We start from the raw sequence: 16,549 nt of genomic DNA, 5'->3' as shown, positions 1-16,549 counted from the left end.
TGCTCAAGGTGCGCTGTAGATCTCCGCGCCTTTTTCCAAAAATTCCTTCGACTTCTCCATCATTCCCGCCTCTACCGCATCGGATTCTTTCATTCCCTTTTCTTCCGCAAACTTTCTGAGCTCTTGGGTTAGGTTCATGGAACAAAAATGAGGACCGCACATGGAACAAAAGTGCGCGGTTTTCATACGATCCTGAGGAAGCGTTTCGTCGTGAAAGGATTGCGCCGTTTCCGGATCCAAAGAAAGGGCAAACTGATCTTCCCAACGGAATTCGAAACGAGCCTTGCTCAAAAGATTGTCCCTTTCGATGGCGCCCGGATGACCCTTCGCCAAATCCGCCGCATGAGCCGCGATCTTATACGCGATCACTCCCTGTTTTACGTCTTCCTTATCGGGAAGTCCTAAGTGTTCCTTCGGAGTCACATAACAAAGCATAGCCGTTCCATACCAGCCGATCATCGCTGCGCCGATCGCGGAAGTGATATGATCGTAACCGGGAGCGATATCCGTGACAAGAGGGCCTAACGTGTAAAAGGGAGCTTCCTGACAGAGTTTCATCTGAAGATCCACGTTCTCCTTGATGAGATGCATCGGAACGTGACCCGGACCTTCGATCATAACTTGAATGTCTTCCGCCCAGGCCCTTTTCGTCAATTCGCCTAGGGTTTCCAATTCTCCGAACTGGGCTTTGTCGTTCGCATCCGCGATCGAACCTGGACGAAGTCCGTCTCCCAAGGAGAAAGAAACTCCGTATTTTTTCATCACTCCGAGGATCTCGTCGAAGTGAGTATATAAAAAATTCTCCTTATGATGAGCGAGGCACCACTTCGCGAGGATGGATCCTCCTCTCGAAACGATTCCCGTCACACGATTCGCGGTCCAAGGAATATAACGCAGAAGAACTCCCGCGTGAATCGTAAAATAATCCACGCCCTGTTCGGCTTGTTCTTCGAGGGTTTCTAAGAAAACTTGAATATTCAAATTCTCTGCTTTACCTTTCACCTTTTCAAGAGCCTGATAGATCGGAACCGTCCCGATCGGAACCGGAGAATTCCGGATGATCCATTCTCTCGTCTCATGAATATTCTTTCCGGTGGAAAGATCCATCACAGTATCGGCTCCCCATTTCACGGACCAGTGGAGTTTTTCCACTTCTTCTTCGATCGAAGAACCTAAAGCCGAATTTCCGATGTTCGCGTTGATCTTCACCAAAAAATTCCTGCCGATGATCATAGGTTCGAGCTCGGGATGATTCCGGTTGGAAGGAAGAATGGCGCGACCGGACGCGATTTCGGAGCGAACAAATTCTTCGGACATATTCTCTCTAATGGCCACATAACGCATCTCTTCGGTGACGATGCCGTTTTTAGCGTAATACATCTGCGAATGATTCGTATCTCCGCGGTCCAGACGTTTCCCGACCCATTCTTTTCGAAGTTTGGGAATCCCATTCTTATAATCCGAGGGAAGTTTTCCGGAAAGAGCGCCTTCCGTGTGGTAACATTGATACTTCGTCCCGTCGGTGAGCTGAATCGATTTCAGAGGGACTTGAAATTCTTGAGTTGGTTCCATACATTCTCCTGACCGCAGGTTGGAAGAGGGAACCTAAAAAAGAGGACGTGAAAAAACAAGAGGTTATAAAAAAGAATCCGACTTCGTCTCCGCAAAACGGTTGTTAAACGCTGTGCTTAAAAGTAAGAATCTTTTGTATGATCCGTTTTCCTACGCAGGCTTTATCCTGATCAGGTTCCGGGGACTCTCTCAGAGGCAAACATGCCCCACCCCCAACGGTTTCAAGATTAGAATCCCGTACAAGGACAAGATGACAAGGACAAAAAAGGGCCGAACTCACCGGTTTTCTTCCGTTTTGCTAAAATCCAACCCCGATCGAAATGGGGATCCGCGGCCAAGGATCCAAAAACTCCATTTCAAAAAGAATCGAATTGTTCCGAACGTCAAAACGCCTTCTTTCCCAACCTCGAAAAGAATCTAAGAATTGTTAAGCGAAGTCCTTTTTCTTTTTACAAATCGAGACGGAGAATTCCGCCTAACGTCTCCGACTTTCCGCGTAAGACGAAGTTCGCACTTCGAGTCCGGCTCCGAAATGATCCTCTAAGGATTCCAAGATTTTATACAAAAGGAAAACGGATCTTCCTTGAGAAATAGATTCTGATTGGAATGTTCGTTCTAGTCGGAGTTCTTTTAAAAAAATCTTAAAATAGAGCCGGAAATTTTTACCTAAATCTCCGGTTCTATATGATGATTTTCTAAAACTTTCCGTCGAATGGGCCGATTCTTTCCGGATCTCGTGTTGAAAATCCTTCGCGTCACTCTCGCTTTTCAAAATTCATTTTCGAAATCAACGCTTGTTCTCTCGCGATGACGCATCCATAACGTTTGTTATATTATGATGAAAAATTTTTTTCCGCACTTTCGGAATTTTGGGAACTTTTCAATCTTTTGCCGAAATCCTGTTTGACACTAATCCGCGAACTTCTAAAGTTTCACCCTGTGTCCGGGATTCAGGAAATATACATAACCTCCGGAAACACATCAAATCAAATTGAATCGTGAGTAAGGAGTTATCAATGGTTCGTAACATGAGTAAGGTGTTGCTTGTCCTCGCCCTTTTTTCCTCGGCGGCAAGCCTAAGCGCAAAATCATACGGTATTGTAGGATTTGGATTACAGTTAGACCTGGGGCAATTAGGTGGAACAATCACTAAGGACGGTTTGGACGCAGCGACTTATTACGGTCCTGTTAGATCTTCCAATACCTGTACTGTAGGAACTGACGCAGGTTGCGTTCAAGATCCTTCTAAGGCTGCCGGAACAGGAAATTATATCGGTGTTGCACCAAGACGTGCGATCCCTGCTGAAAACAGATTGATCACTTTGGAAAGAACTTCCGGCGGTCTTATCAACGCAGCAACTACAAAAGGAGCCATGGTCGGTGGTAACTTGATGGTTGGATACGAGTCTGACTTTGCGAAATATTTTTTCTGGAGAGTTGCCGCTGAGTACACTCAAAAGATTTCCGGTGGTATTACAAAAGCGGATATCGCTGGTTATAACATCGTAGACATCACTTGGGGATTTAGCTCGATCGTGATTCCCGCAACCGTAGGTATCAAAATCAATGTTACTGAAGATGCAGCGGTTTATATGGGAGCCGGTTTGAACTACTTCAACGGCGGATGGTCTTTGAACGGGATGAACAACATCAAAGGCGGTTACGATCTTCTTACCGCAGCGGGACTGACTTCCATCGCAAACTTATTGAGCGACGGAACAGATCCAGTAACCACTCGTGAGCACACTCGATTTAGAGCTTCCGGAATCGCTCCGAACTTCTTGATCGGAACTCAAGCAAGAGTAACCGACAAAGGTCACGTATTTATCGAACTCGAAACGATTATGTCTGCGGCTTATTCCGTCGGTAAGACTCAGTCCGTGGGTGGAGCTTCTAACCTTTCCCCATATCCTGCGTATCCTATCGTTGTGGGCGGTCAGGTCTACAGATTCGGTTACAAACACGAACTCTAAGATCTACTTCAAAGATCTTTCTTGAAAAGAGGCTCTCCTGAAACGGAGGGCCTTTTTTTTATACCATTCGATCTAAAAAACTCTTTAAGAATCTTGACAGGAGTTGCTTTCGAATTAGCGTCCTAATTTTTATAAGCTAAAAAGTTTTCACATTTGTAAATGATTCTGCGCAAAACCTTGATCTCCCCGTTTTCTCTCTTTCAGAAATATTTCCTATTTCTATTCTTGATCTTTTTTCATTCCAACATAAGCGCTAAATCCTACTTCGTAACTGGCCTCGGTCTTCAATTTGATTTGGGAAATATGGGAGAGATCATCACAAAAGACGGAATCAATTCGGGTCAGTATTTCCCAGTCCAATCCTCAAATCCTTGCAACCCGGGAACGGCCGGATGTAATCCGAACGGAACCACCGGCGGCCTGGCGCTTCGAAGATTAGTAGTTCCCGAGAATCGATTGATTACGATCGAAAGGACTACGGGAGGAGTCTTTCAGGCCGATAGCACGCAAGGCGCGATGGTCGGAGGAAATATTATGGCCGGCTTCGAGAAAGATTTCGGCAAATATTTCTTTTGGAGAATCTCCGGAAACTATACTCAGAAGATCGCAGGCGGAGTCACAAAGGCCAGTTTTTTGGGTTATCGTTTTATTGACGCCAATTGGAATTTCCAATCCGTCATCATTCCCGCGACGATCGGAATCAAAATCCAAGTCTCGGAGGATGCAGCAATTTATATGGGCGCCGGTTTCAACTACTTTACGGGAGGATGGGGGCTTAGAGGAAGAAACGATTCGAAAAGTGTCGCCGACACTCTCGATATTCTTTCCGTAAGCGTTCCGCAATTGTCTTTGGTGAGAGATCTTTTGCGGGACGGTCCGGATCCGACTGCAGTGAGGGAAAACACTCAGTTTAGAATTTCCGGATTCTCCCCTCATTGGCTGTTCGGAACTCAGGCAAGAATCACCGACAAAGGACATATCTTTTTAGAAGTCGAAACGGTCTTCGCTTCCAAGTATGATTCCACTACGAGCAAATCCCTGGGAACGATCTTGAATCTTTCTCCGACCCCGGCTTTTCCAATTCAGTTAGGCGGGCAGGTTTTTCGAGCCGGCTACAAACACGAACTCTGAAATCAAAAGAACCGAATTTTAAAAGAAATCGATCGTTTCGAAAAACGCTTCTTTTAAGGAATTCCCGCGTTTTTGAGGGAGAGATTTAGGGGCGCCATTCTCCATCGATCCATTTCTTGAAACTCAAGGTCTGTCGGTCAGTAGAAACTACGACAATCCACCGTGAAAACCGCGCTCCCCGCCCTGCGTAGCGACGCGCTGAGTTTCTTGGGCTGGAGGGGTGATGAGCGAATCACTGAGTTTCGGCGGCGAAAAAAAAGGGAGACTTTCCTCCATCAGAAAATTCTAATCATGGCAAACACGAAATTCCTCGTCGGAACTACGACAATACGAATGTTCGAGCCGATTCTTCTTTCATGTTTCTCAACCGGTCAGCCAGGATAGAAAAAGAAAACGGAAGATCCGATTCTTAGGAAACGAAAACTTCCGCGTTCTTTCTAGGTTCTCGAGAAAACGGACTTAAAAAAGCCCGCGTCTAAAACTTCAAGGAGCCATTTCGTAAGCGTCTTTGTAAGAATAAACTTTGGCGCAAACTCTCAAGAAAAGTTCCTCGTCTTCCACTGGCTTATGAATCATCTCGAGACATTTCGCCATTTGTTCCGCGGTACTGCTTCTTTTTGAATAGAGCTGAAGAGCGTATTTTGAAAAATCGCGAATCATAAAATCGAAAATCTGACTCAAAAGATCGTCCTCCACTTTTTCTATCGCGGAGTTCTCGATCAGAAGTTGTCCATAAGCGACTAACGTAAACAATTCTCCCAAGATCAACATGAAGTCGAGATCCTTGGATTGTTTTCCGTCCGGAGGCGTTTTTTCCAGGAATTCCTTGAGAGTCGCGATCTGTTTTCTAAAAATTTTCACGTTAGGCAGATTCACGCTCGCATACACCGCGTTGTAGTCGTGAAAGGAAATTTTTTCGAAACCTTTCGTAGTCGCGCCCTGGTTAAAAAGGAAATCGTCGTTTTTAAAATCGTTCACTTTCGGAATCACCGGAAGGGAAGAATTCGGCTCGAAGAAATAATTGTGCATGAACTTTATGATCAAGGCCATGTTGACGTGCGCGGTTCCTTCCAGCTTCGGAAGTCCACGGATGTCTTTCGCGGCCATTTCAAAATACATGTTCTTCTCGAAACCTTTTGCGGCGATCACGTCCCAAAGAAGATTGATGACTTCTTCTCCCTGCATCGTGACTTTCATCTTCACCATCGGATTGAAGAGAAGATAACGTCTATCGGAAGCGGAAGCCGATCTCATGTAGTCCTTCGCTCTGGAAGCGAAAAGTTTCATGGAAAACAATCTGCAATAAGCGTCGACGAACATCTGCTTGATCTGGGGGAAGTCGGTCACGTAACGATTGAATAATTTTCTCTTCGACGCGTGATTGATCGCTTCGTAAAAGGAATGGGTACAGATTCCGATGGAAGCCCAACCCAGATTGTATTTACAGATTGCGATCGTGCTCAAAGAAGCGTCCCAAGCGTCGCGATCCTTGGAAAGAATATCGTTCTCCGAAATCGGATAGTCGTGAAGCGCGTATTCTCCGACGTAACTTTGGGAGTTCACGACGTTCTGAATGAGCTCGTAATTCTTATGTTGGGAATTGACCGCAAAAAATACGTAGTTCCCCGTTTCTTTCATCTTTCCGAATGTGGAAACGATCGCGGCCTTATTCGAGTTGCCGATGTAGTATTTGTCTCCGTTTGCGACGTAGGAACCTTCCCCTCTCTTCTCGAGAATCATATCGCTCGAGATCAAGTCGGCTCCGTGTTCCTTTTCGGAAAGACCGAAGGCGAAGATCTCGCCTTCTTTGAGAAGTTTTGCGGTCTTGTGTTTGATCTCTTCATTCTTACTGATCCAAATCGGACCGAGCCCCAACATCGTAACCTGCCAAGTGTACCAATAACAGAGTCCGTAAAAACCGGTGACTTCGTTGAAGTCGCAAATCCGAGTCGTATCCCAACGTGAGTCGGAATCTCCGTAACCGGCGGGGGTCATCAAGGTCGCGAAGGCCTTCGCTTCTTTTTGAAATTCGAGAAAGTCTCCGTACCAAGTCTGGTGACGATCGTCTTCCTTTAACTTGTTCTTTCCCTTTTTTTCAAAGAACTCAATGGTACGTTTCATGATGTTTCTGGATTTTTCATCCAGATGAGCAAATTCTGATTTTTTAGGGTTCAGTAATTCCATATTCAAATCTCTTTTACGTTTTCCTTCGGATGATTCAAACACTCGGAATCGCTTTGCAAAAGGAAAATTCTCCGAAAGAAGTCCAAATAAAAACGGTGTTCGATAATTCCGATCATCATCACTTATCTCGATTGTCTTCTCATAGATTCTTTAGAACCTTACAAAGAATTCATTCCATAAACCCGATGTTTGAAAAGCCAATCGTATAAGAAAGAAATCTCCTCACAAGTTTAATTTACAGCGCGTCCCAAAACCTTATTTTATTTTGTCGGAAAGATCAAGCTGCAAGGTTCTGTCCCAGTTTTGGGACAGGTTCTTATCATAGAATTCGCCCTTTCCGAAACTTCGCGAGTTCTATGGCGAATCCCGTTTGTTATCGAAAAGGATGGAATTCTATTCAAAGAGCGGAACAAAAAGAAGAGCGTTTGAAAACAGGCCCTCGACCGAATCGATCCGGAAAAATCAATACTACATTCCAATAAAAGAATATTCTATTTTTATAATTTATAGCAAGGGCACGAATTTGACGCCTCCCTTGATTTCCAGGGACCAATCGTCTAACGTTCTTCTTGCGATCAAAAGGACTTGTTCTTTTTTTCCGCTCGGGAACACGAAAACTCCTCCCGGAACCAGAGAACGAAAATAAGGACTTTCTTTGCTCGGGAGTTCGGAAAGCGAAGCGCAAGAGATCATCTTTTCAAAAAAAAGCCCGGGCTTCAGAACTTCCGGACCGCTCCCGGAAACAAAACGATGTTTTTTCGTACATCCGTGCTTCCAGCGCTCCAGATTTTGAATCGCAGTGTCATGAAGAGATTCAAAAAATTCTACGGAGTAGATTCGGGCGCCGAGAAAATCAAGAACCGCGCTTTGATAACCGGAACCGGTTCCGATTTCAAAAACCCGATCTCCTTTTCGGATCTCGAGAAGCGAGGACATCCAGGCCACCATAAACGGTTGAGAGATCGTTTGGTTGCATCCGATGGGAAGCGGTTTGTCTTCGTAGGCTTGGGAAGAATAGGAGGAAGGAACAAAACATTCTCTCGGAATCGAAAGCATCGCGGAAAGAACGTTATGATCTCTGATTCCTCTCGAGACGATTTGTGATTTCACCATCCGTTCGCGTTCGACGCGCCGAAAAAGTGGGTCGCAGATTTCGGACGAGGAAGACATTATCTTTCTCCGAAAGAACCCGAAGAGAAGAGGCAGTTTCCGATCTTTTTCGTTGACAGTGAGGCCTGTTTTTCTATGCTGTCCATGAGTTCGGCCTTGTAGCTCAGTCGGTAGAGCAGAGGACTGAAAATCCTTGTGTCGGGAGTTCGATTCTCTCCGAGGCCAGAACTCACTTCTACTCTACTTCGCCGCCTTTCTTTCTTCTCCCAATTTCCAGAGTTCGGAAAAAACGAGTTCGTCTATCACCTTACAGAGTTCCGGTTTGTATAATTTTTTGACGGGCGGTTTCGGGTAGATATGAATTTCGTCCGTGTTCGGGATATAAGTCATCATCTTAAGAATCTGATCTTCCCCTTCCACTTCGTACATCGTATAAGACATTCCTTTTGCGGGAATGATCTGTTCTGTTTCTAAATATTTCATTCTACTCTGGTCCTTTTGTTCCAAGGGCTCGGCTCGAGCGTAAGGATTGTTTTTCCGTGGATCTTTCTTCTAGGCTAATCAGATTCAACGTATTTGTAAAGTAAAAGAAGAATGGAAAACGGAACTTTACCGTCTTTTACGAGAATCCGCGATCCGCTCCAAGAATGATTTCAATGCAGAGAAACTTCTCTTTCATTTTTTAAAAAAGATAAGAATCGCTTTGAAAGAATCGTTTCCATCTTGCCCGAACAAAAGATCCTCTCAAAGTGGGAACTCCCCTTTTGCAAAAATCATGAACTTAGAATTCTCACTCATTCTGATTCGAGGGCTTCCCGGAGCCGGAAAAAGCGCTTTGGCAAAACTCTTATCCGAGAATGGAAAGTATCCGGTCTTTTCCGTGGACGATTATTTCACAGACCCGGAAACAAAAGAATATCGCTTTCGTTACGCCGAAAATCATCTCGCTTATAAAAGTTGCGAAGAGAGAACCCAAAAGGCGATGGAGGAAAGATCGACGAAGATATTCGTGGATAATACGTTTACCCTTTCCTGGGAAATGGAACCTTATTTCAAAATGGCTTCGAAATGGAATTATACCGTTTACGTTTTCACCGTGGAAAACTACCACAACGGCAAAAACATTCATTCGATCGAAGAAGAACAACTCCTCAAGATGGCTTCCAAATACAAGGTGCGTCTGCTGTCTTCCGATTTGATGGAATGAACGGTTTCTTCTTTAAAGAAGGAAAGAATTTTTTTCAAAAGCCTTTCTCTCAATCCATTCTCATTCTCATTTGTTCCGTCAAAAAAAATCACCGAAAAACAATTTCAAACGGACCTGAAGTCCTTTCGAGATAGAATTTCGGAAAGAATCCGATCCTAATTCGAAAATTTCAAAACGTTCGTTAAATCGGAAGTCCCGTCCTCAAAAAATTGAATCCAAAAACGAATCCGGTTTATGTTCCATTTTTACACAGAGACACAACACTTAAGCAATAAATTCTTTCACTGCCTCGGAAAAAGTTTTTACAAAGAATTTTAAGAGCCTTCTTTTTCAAGACATATTCATTCACTCGCACAAACGTTGTCCGAAACGGAATGAAACTCGGAAGGAATCCCGACTCGCAGACATTTTGAACCGTTGGAATCCGTTTCGAAAATAATTCTTCTTACTTATCCGTCGATAAAATGATAATTTTCCGACTATCAAAATATCGGATCTATAATTCAGAAATTACTTCTGGAAATTTTATATTTACTAATCCGCTGCTTCGTTCTATTTTATGCAGGCTATATTTCGAAAGAGAGAACGAGTCACATGTTGGAATCAATGAACGGAACAAAATCTAAAAATAGAGAATTGGATGTGCTCCATTCTCCGGATCAGAGAAAACACATTATCGAAAAGCATTTATTGAATCAGACGCTAATTATAAAAGGCGACGAAGACGGTTCCACCGTAACCATTAAGAAATTTATTCCGGAAGGAGAAATACTTCTCGTCGAGTTAAACGGGGATCTTGATCTTGCTTCTAAAAACGAGATGATCTTGTATAGAATTCTTGCGAAGTACGTGCAGCTGGAATGTTTTTTTCAACAGAGCATCAACGAAAAAATGGCGGAACTTTCCGTAAGCCAGATCTCCATCGCAAAATCGAACCGCGCCTTTCCAAGATATCCAGTCGCGGAAGACTCGGCGCATATCACCAATATCAATTCTTCCAAAACGGTAATCGACGCTTCTCTCTTTAACATTCCCACTCTGGTCAAGGTAAGTTTCGAGGATTATAAGACAAAATTAAAAACCTTCGATTTTGGAATCGTAGAAGTCGACGTCTTCAAACCGGATCTGGATGAAAAATTCGACTTGGTCAAAAGATCAAAAAAATACATTCACATAGAGAACACTTCGGACGAATCTTCTTTTACTTCAAAAAACGAAAATCAAGTCGACGTGGAAGATCAAATCAACCAAGAAATTTCGGCTATGATCCGCAAATACAAGGATGAAAAAATTCTTTCGGAGATCATCTACCCGATCATTTACGTCAATCATTCCAGACAATCGATTCCCCTCGGTTATATTTGGATTCGGAGCAAGGAGAAAACGCTTACTTCGGATACGATCGATAAGTTATCGGAGCTCGCCAAGGAAATGGTGGCAAGAATCAAAGAATCAAACACGGTGATGACCACGGAAAAATTTCCGATCATGGACATATCCAACAACGGAGTTTGTGTTAAGATCACGAACGCTCATTTGATTCAAACCCTCCCGAAACATACCGGATTTGTTTTCGATATCTATATTCGGATGCAGGGATATTTTAAAGTTTTCGGCGCGGTCCGCTGGATGTCCTACGATTCCGCGGGCAACTTGATTCTCGGTTTGGAATTGGTGGCTAAATCCTCTTTTCCCGGAGAAAGAGAAAAATTTCATAAGAATGTGGAATTGATCGGTCAGGGAAAATTTACAGGGATGAAAGCGAGCAGCGCAGTCTGATTCTTCCTAACGTAATTTTCACGGCGTTTATAAAATTCTCAATTCTCGAATACATTCAGTTTATTGAATGTATCCCAGAATTCTTTTTAATATTTATTGAAATATCCGGATTGAAGAATCGGATCGCAGATCTTTCCGTTTGCCTGAGGATCGATTTCTAAAAACGTTCCCGCGTTGTACGGCATTCCGTAAATTTTTCCGTTCGGAGCGAGCACCCCGCCCGACCAAGCTCCGCCTCCGGGAGCCGCTCCGAAGTAGGTTACGGTCAAAGTGTTCGGATCGATTTCGACAAACTGAGTCGCGTCAAAAGGAATTCCGTAGATCTTTCCATTCGGAGCGAGTACCCCGCCTGAATACGCTTGCGAGGTTCCGGGCGCGGCTCCGAAAAGTGTAATCGTTCGAGAAACCGGGTCGATCTCCACGAAGGAAGAATATCCGTCCGGCATGTAATAAATCCTTCCATTCGGCGCGAGCACTCCGCCTGCCCACTTCCCGGAAAAGCTGATAAAAAAGGATCCGAAGTTGAGATTCGTTTTTGCGACAGGATCCACTTCCACAAATTGACTGGCCCGGCTCGGAACCGCGTAGATTTTTCCGTTCGGTCCCAACACTCCTCCCGAGTACGCCGGACTTGTGGTAAGCATAGTTCCGAAGGTCGTTTGAGTTCCGGCCACAGGATCCACTTCCGTAAAGAAAGCGCTTGAGGACGGCATTGGATAAAATTTTCCGTTCGGAGCGACGACTGCTCCCGAAAAATCACCGAAGCCGGATGCGGCTCCGTAACCGACCGTTCCAAAGCTCGTCGGATCTACGGAAACATAAATCGTTGTACCGTATGGAATCAGTTCAACATTCCCCGCAGGTGAAAGAACTCCGCCGGCCCACTTGATCGCCCCTAAAAAACCGACTACCACGATGTCAGTGATCGTTTTCGATACCGGATCCAATTCTCTTAAGGCTGAACCTGCGTTCGTGATCGCAAAAATTCTTCCGATCGGCGTGAGAACCCCGCCAAGATACGCAGCCATATCTCCTTCGATTCCGAAAGTGCTAACGGAAGGAGCCCCGACGCTTCCCTTTGCGGCTTGGAGTTGCAACTCGTCTTGAACTCGAGTCCAGTTGTTAGGTTGAATCACTTCGAGACTTGTCTCGGAACAAATATTCTTAGCGGGAATTACGGGCGGTTCCGAAAACGTATCTTTCTCACATCCTGGATTGATTCCCGCGTTACAACGAAAGATCAATAGATTGAGAAAGGTTGCTGAAGACGGATCAGGAGGTTCTTTCACAAAACATCCGCTCAGCAGAATGGATCCGAAGCAGAACAAAAGCGCCGCTTTCAAAAAATTCTTCTTTGAATCCATCCTTCCCGTCATTTCAGTTCAGAGTAAAAGAATGTTTATTGAAGAGTTGAGCTTCTCTGAATTTTTTGGGAGACATTCCCGTCTCCCTCAAAAAAGCCCGATGGAATACGGAATTGGAATTGAACCCGACCGCGTTTCCGACAGAAATCACCGATCGGCTCGGATCGTTGATTAGAATCGTCTTCGCTTCCTCTACGCGGAACTGATTTATGTAATTGTTAAAATTGATTCCTTTATGATCGTTTAAGTACGAAGAAAGCTGATGAACCGATACTCCGAGTTCTTCCGCGACGCTCGGCAACCTGATGTCCTCGTCCAAATAAATCCGTTCTTCCTGAATCAGATAGTTCAATTGTTTCTCGAGTGCGTCGATGTCGATGTCGCCGAGGAGGGATTTTTTTGAACTATTCTTCTGAATATCGGAAGCGGTTTGTTCTCCTAAAAAATCCTGAAAGTAAACGCTCACGTAATAAAAGTAAACGACTTCGATCGTCGTGATGACTCCCGAGAGAAGCACGAGCGTTTTTTTCTCCGTAACGATTCCTACGATCTCAAGAAGAGCGCAAAAGGAAACGGTAACCACCAATCCTCCCAATACTTTCGATTTGAGAGTGGTGAAATCGAAAACTCGGTTTGTAAACATCTTATAAACCGCCACTCCGACGTAAGTCATTACGAACAAATCGGTCAGATAAAGAAACATTCCGAATTCAAATCGGCTCTGCTGATCGTAAAGACTCGCGACGGGGATGGACAAGACCACGGGAGGGACCAAGTTCCAGTAATACTTAGAAGGAAGTTTCGAATACTTCGAGAAAACCATGATCGAAATCAGATATACGAGTATGCCCGCGGTGGAAAGCGCGATCAAGTCGATCTGAAATAGAAACCGTTTCATCCAATTGTATGAAACCGCGTTTATCGTCGTTTCGTCGAAATACTGAAAGATAGCAGTGAGCACGAGAAGAGCAGATAAAAAATAATCAATCTGGTTCTTTGCCCGCAACAAACGACCGAGCCCGATGATCAGAGCAAAAAAAGCTCCGAATCTCGATATATCAATCAGTAATTCTTCCCGTAATAGCCAATCTATCGTGTTTACCATAATCTCAACTTCCAAATTCGAATTTCTTCTTTTTTATAATTCCGGTCTTTTTTCCAAAAAGAGCACCCGCTATTAAAAATTCTTCTTTCTCAATGCGAATGAATCTTTTCGAATCTTTCAACCGTTCAATTGACCAACAAAATATCGCCGCTTATTTTTCACTTAAAAGATTACAGGCATCTTCCCGGTGGACTGAACGACATTTTTTAAAGAATAAACGTCAATCAACGATCCGCGGATTATTAATAACTTATTTCCAGAATTTTCATCCCCCTTTTACGTCCTATCTTTCTTTTCAAACCGGTAAAATTTTCTTTCTAAACTCATTTCGTATTAAAAAAGCTGATTACTTATCCGAACTGCCGATTTATAGAACGCAATGAATTCAAATTTTTCTCAAACCGGACATCTTGTCAGAACCTCATCCGATTTTTTTTGAAACAACGAAAGAATTATTTAAAATAGGAAACAAAAGTTCAATTTCGCTTTGTAGTCTTATGTAGAGCCTGTCCATCAGCTCATTTGAATCCTTTAGAAAAGACGCGGAGTCTTCCAGTATCAAAGAAGGCAAGGACCACTTGGTTATGTATTGTCGAAAGTGATTCTTGAGTTCGTTTCTACGAGACTTTGTAAAGAACTCGAAATCTTCCTCCGACAATATGCCCTCTTGTAAGGAACTTAACAGAATCAAACTCGACTCCGTCATAAGGTGCTCGTTCAATTTTGCGTTTACGGTCGCAAGAATATCCAAGACCTCGCCGACCCGATCTTCGACCGAATCCGTTCTTAAAATTCGAATCAATTCGATGACTAATTTTTTTAAAACTTCGTTTTGTTTTTTATATACTTGAGCCTGCATGCTTGTCTAATTTTACCTCGATCTATCTATATCTAAACCAGATTCTTTTTTTAATCGGTCTTAATCATATTTTGTTTATATTTTCTATTCTTGTCGATTTCGCATTGAGCTGATCGGAATAATCCATCAAAGACTTCGAAATAGAAAGACTGCCGTTTGTGATCTTTGAGATTTTGGAGATTTGAGTTTCCATCCCCGAATTCGCGTTCTTGTGCTGTTTGATGGAATTATAAATTTCGTCGGACTTCTTGTCGATCTGATCGCTGCTATATTTGATTCTTGCCCTTTTTTGGGTTTGAAGTTCGACAAGGTTTACGATCTCTTCGCTGGAGGATTTGAGATTTATTAAGTCTTTTATAATATTCTCATATAACTCTCCGGAACGATTGACGAGCGATCGTCCTAGATCCGCCTCATAGATGCTCTTTTGTATGAGAGATTCGATCGTTTTCATACTCTTATCGGTTTCCTGCGCCAAAGCGCCGACTTCCCTGGCAACGACCGAAAATCCCCGTCCATAAGCCCCAGCTCGCGCGGATTCGATCGCGGCGTTTAACGCGAGCAGGTTGATTCGCTCTGAAATCTGCTTAATCAAGGACGCGATCAACTTCATCTCCTTCGAATTATTCTCGATCTTGGAAACGCTTTCCGCGAGTTGAACGATCGTATTGGATCCGCTTTCTATGTTTTTCTCCATCTCCGAAGCGCCCTTCATGGATTTTTCGACCGCCGAGCCGACGTGATCGATGATCTCGTCGAGTTGTTTGATTTCAACGTTCAAAGAGGAAACCAGGATATAATAAGAATCCGCGTTTCTGTCTATGTTGCTGATCTCTCCCTTGATCGAGTTTGCAAGAGAATGGATTTCCCGTATCCTTTCGTTTTCCTCGCTGATATTGGAATTGAGAACGTGTGAAGTCTCGTTGATGAGATGAGTCAGAGCGGACACTTCCGAAAACCTGCTTTTAATAGCGTCGGTTTCCGTCATCAGCTCACTTCCGTATTTATGAATCGTTTCCGCCAATGTAAGAAGCGCCGGGCTATCCACGAGCTGTTCTTCGGCTTGCGTTGTTAACAGAATATCTCCCGATTCGATTTTCTTTTTTAGAATCGAAATTTTGATGCTCGTCGCTTTAGAATCCTTATATAAAAATATGTTTAGAAAGAATAATAAGCAGAGAGTCCCCGCTCCAAAGACGCAAAACATTCCGACGCTAAATGCAGACTGCTCCAAAGATTCGATTCGCATATTCGCGATATTCCGAAAATTGATTTGTCCTTCTTCGGAAAAAGAATTCTTAACTTCGGAAGCCGTTCGATTTTCAGGAGAAAAATTCAGCAAACGCATCCAAGAATTTTTCATAAACGAAGTCCAAAAAAAATCGGACCAGCCTTGAAATTCGATTTTTGAATCCGCGATCGAGCGGTATTCGACGTTTTTAAAACTTTCATATCGATTGTTTTTCGTTTCAAGTTCGCGCTTTAGTGCGTTGGCTTCGATCAGTTTGAGTCGTTCCACACGATCGCGATAGGAGTCCTCTACGATTTGATCCCTTTTTTTGAACTGAAGAAGCGCTAAACAAAACAGAATTACGTAAAATAAAGTCGCGATGCTGACTATGAAATTCGGTCTTTTGAAAACGCGAAATACAGTTCGAAAACTCGGATTCTTAGATTTAATTTTCATACATCGCCGCTGAATTTTACGAAATGAAAGGAATCGGTTTCTGAACGTTAGTCGCCGTGAAACCGATTTCGATTACTGTTTACTACCTTCGATCGCGGTCTTGGCTACGATCTGATAGATGTCCGTCCATAAGCCTTTCAATTTAGGAGTAAACTCGGCTCCTAAACCTTGCTGCAGCGTGGCGAGAAGAGCGGCGCCTACCACGTCGTAGTCTTGAGTTTTCACTCCGTATTTCAAATGGCGCTTCCCCATATCCTGAATAACGGGAACTAAACTTGCAAGATCTCCCAAACCTGAAACCAGAGTTCTAAGCATTAACATGAGCTTTCTTCCCTGCTCATTCATATCCCCTTTGAATAAAGATTTATAACTCGGTTCCAGTTCGAAAAGTTTGCTGTAAAATAAAGTCGCCACTTCGTCCTTGTTCACGTAAACTTTTTCAAAACTCGATTTTACTAATTCGATATCCTCATTTCCCAATGCCATCGATTGCCCCCGATATTTTTTTCGGATTCTATCAAAGGAAAAAGAGGTCCACAAGCGTATTTTCAATTTATCGGCGGGAGCAAACTTTCATC

13 protein-coding genes, 1 tRNA gene and 1 riboswitch are annotated in these 16,549 nt (G+C 43.6%); of the genes, 5 read left to right on the top strand and 9 right to left on the bottom strand.

Annotated features, from left to right (window positions below):
* Positions 1–3 precede the first annotated feature (3 nt).
* A complete protein-coding gene (gene thiC, locus CH376_RS08440) occupies positions 4–1,572 on the bottom strand; it encodes a phosphomethylpyrimidine synthase ThiC (protein ID WP_100784985.1) in 1,569 nt (522 codons plus the stop codon).
* A gap of 130 nt (positions 1,573–1,702) precedes the next feature.
* Positions 1,703–1,796, bottom strand: a riboswitch (TPP riboswitch).
* Between the two features lie 792 nt (positions 1,797–2,588).
* On the opposite strand from thiC, the gene CH376_RS08430 reads away from it, so the two are divergent.
* Both CH376_RS08430 and CH376_RS08425 read left to right on the top strand, forming a co-directional pair.
* Entirely contained in the window at positions 2,589–3,545 is a 957-nt protein-coding gene (locus CH376_RS08430; protein ID WP_100784983.1) for a porin OmpL1, read from the top strand.
* 159 nt (positions 3,546–3,704) lie between these two features.
* Positions 3,705–4,676 (top strand): porin OmpL1, encoded by a 972-nt coding sequence (locus CH376_RS08425; protein ID WP_100784982.1) that lies wholly within the window; start codon positions 3,705–3,707, stop codon positions 4,674–4,676.
* 483 nt (positions 4,677–5,159) lie between these two features.
* Here the strand turns inward: CH376_RS08425 and CH376_RS08420 are convergent, their stop codons facing one another.
* The gene (locus CH376_RS08420; protein ID WP_100784981.1) at positions 5,160–6,860 is read right to left on the bottom strand and encodes an acyl-CoA dehydrogenase family protein; all 1,701 of its coding nucleotides are present in this window, start codon (positions 6,858–6,860) and stop codon (positions 5,160–5,162) included.
* Positions 6,861–7,364: 504 nt separating this feature from the next.
* A complete protein-coding gene (locus tag CH376_RS08415) occupies positions 7,365–7,973 on the bottom strand; it encodes a protein-L-isoaspartate O-methyltransferase family protein (protein WP_165781719.1) in 609 nt (202 codons plus the stop codon).
* 149 nt (positions 7,974–8,122) lie between these two features.
* Between CH376_RS08415 and CH376_RS08410 the strand changes: the two genes are divergently transcribed.
* A tRNA-Phe gene (locus tag CH376_RS08410) sits at positions 8,123–8,195 on the top strand.
* A gap of 15 nt (positions 8,196–8,210) precedes the next feature.
* Here the strand turns inward: CH376_RS08410 and CH376_RS08405 are convergent.
* A complete protein-coding gene (locus CH376_RS08405; protein WP_069609334.1) occupies positions 8,211–8,453 on the bottom strand; it encodes a hypothetical protein in 243 nt (80 codons plus the stop codon).
* 292 nt (positions 8,454–8,745) lie between these two features.
* On the opposite strand from CH376_RS08405, the gene CH376_RS08400 reads away from it, so the two are divergent.
* Together CH376_RS08400 and CH376_RS08395 are read left to right on the top strand one after the other, a co-directional pair.
* The gene (locus CH376_RS08400) at positions 8,746–9,177 is read left to right on the top strand and encodes an AAA family ATPase (protein ID WP_100784979.1); all 432 of its coding nucleotides are present in this window, start codon (positions 8,746–8,748) and stop codon (positions 9,175–9,177) included.
* A 594-nt stretch (positions 9,178–9,771) separates the two neighbouring features.
* Entirely contained in the window at positions 9,772–10,956 is a 1,185-nt protein-coding gene (locus CH376_RS08395) for a DUF1577 domain-containing protein (RefSeq protein ID WP_207767166.1), read from the top strand.
* 86 nt (positions 10,957–11,042) lie between these two features.
* Here CH376_RS08395 and CH376_RS08390 read toward each other — a convergent pair whose 3' ends face one another.
* The 5 genes from CH376_RS08390 to CH376_RS08365 all read right to left on the bottom strand — a co-directional run bounded on the left by CH376_RS08390 (position 11,043) and on the right by CH376_RS08365 (position 16,457).
* On the bottom strand, positions 11,043–12,320 hold the full coding sequence (locus CH376_RS08390; protein WP_125231914.1) for an NHL repeat-containing protein: 1,278 nt from the start codon (positions 12,318–12,320) through the stop codon (positions 11,043–11,045).
* 13 nt (positions 12,321–12,333) lie between these two features.
* Positions 12,334–13,425 (bottom strand): helix-turn-helix domain-containing protein, encoded by a 1,092-nt coding sequence (locus CH376_RS08385; RefSeq protein ID WP_100784977.1) that lies wholly within the window; start codon positions 13,423–13,425, stop codon positions 12,334–12,336.
* A 421-nt stretch (positions 13,426–13,846) separates the two neighbouring features.
* A complete protein-coding gene (locus CH376_RS08375) occupies positions 13,847–14,284 on the bottom strand; it encodes a hypothetical protein (RefSeq protein ID WP_100784975.1) in 438 nt (145 codons plus the stop codon).
* Positions 14,285–14,348: 64 nt separating this feature from the next.
* Positions 14,349–15,971 (bottom strand): methyl-accepting chemotaxis protein, encoded by a 1,623-nt coding sequence (locus CH376_RS08370; RefSeq protein ID WP_100784974.1) that lies wholly within the window; start codon positions 15,969–15,971, stop codon positions 14,349–14,351.
* 72 nt (positions 15,972–16,043) lie between these two features.
* On the bottom strand, positions 16,044–16,457 hold the full coding sequence (locus CH376_RS08365) for a globin family protein (protein ID WP_100785042.1): 414 nt from the start codon (positions 16,455–16,457) through the stop codon (positions 16,044–16,046).
* Between the last annotated feature and the right edge of the window lie 92 nt (positions 16,458–16,549).

Origin of the sequence: Leptospira adleri (assembly GCF_002811985.1) — a bacterium.
Lineage (GTDB): Bacteria > Spirochaetota > Leptospiria > Leptospirales > Leptospiraceae > Leptospira > Leptospira adleri.
The sequence above is the reverse complement of the archived record's forward strand: the minus strand, read 5'-3'. Positions and strand labels throughout refer to the sequence as shown.

What these genes read in the sequence shown, in the direction of transcription:
- thiC (WP_100784985.1), bottom strand. Translation starts at nt 1,572, where the DNA reads ATGGAACCAACTCAAGAATTTCAAGTCCCTCTGAAATCGATTCAGCTC.
- CH376_RS08430 (WP_100784983.1), top strand. Translation starts at nt 2,589, where the DNA reads ATGGTTCGTAACATGAGTAAGGTGTTGCTTGTCCTCGCCCTTTTTTCC.
- CH376_RS08425 (WP_100784982.1), top strand. Translation starts at nt 3,705, where the DNA reads ATGATTCTGCGCAAAACCTTGATCTCCCCGTTTTCTCTCTTTCAGAAA.
- CH376_RS08420 (WP_100784981.1), bottom strand. Translation starts at nt 6,860, where the DNA reads ATGGAATTACTGAACCCTAAAAAATCAGAATTTGCTCATCTGGATGAA.
- CH376_RS08415 (WP_165781719.1), bottom strand. Translation starts at nt 7,973, where the DNA reads ATGGTGAAATCACAAATCGTCTCGAGAGGAATCAGAGATCATAACGTT.
- CH376_RS08405 (WP_069609334.1), bottom strand. Translation starts at nt 8,453, where the DNA reads ATGAAATATTTAGAAACAGAACAGATCATTCCCGCAAAAGGAATGTCT.
- CH376_RS08400 (WP_100784979.1), top strand. Translation starts at nt 8,746, where the DNA reads ATGAACTTAGAATTCTCACTCATTCTGATTCGAGGGCTTCCCGGAGCC.
- CH376_RS08395 (WP_207767166.1), top strand. Translation starts at nt 9,772, where the DNA reads ATGTTGGAATCAATGAACGGAACAAAATCTAAAAATAGAGAATTGGAT.
- CH376_RS08390 (WP_125231914.1), bottom strand. Translation starts at nt 12,320, where the DNA reads ATGGATTCAAAGAAGAATTTTTTGAAAGCGGCGCTTTTGTTCTGCTTC.
- CH376_RS08385 (WP_100784977.1), bottom strand. Translation starts at nt 13,425, where the DNA reads ATGGTAAACACGATAGATTGGCTATTACGGGAAGAATTACTGATTGAT.
- CH376_RS08375 (WP_100784975.1), bottom strand. Translation starts at nt 14,284, where the DNA reads ATGCAGGCTCAAGTATATAAAAAACAAAACGAAGTTTTAAAAAAATTA.
- CH376_RS08370 (WP_100784974.1), bottom strand. Translation starts at nt 15,971, where the DNA reads ATGAAAATTAAATCTAAGAATCCGAGTTTTCGAACTGTATTTCGCGTT.
- CH376_RS08365 (WP_100785042.1), bottom strand. Translation starts at nt 16,457, where the DNA reads ATGGCATTGGGAAATGAGGATATCGAATTAGTAAAATCGAGTTTTGAA.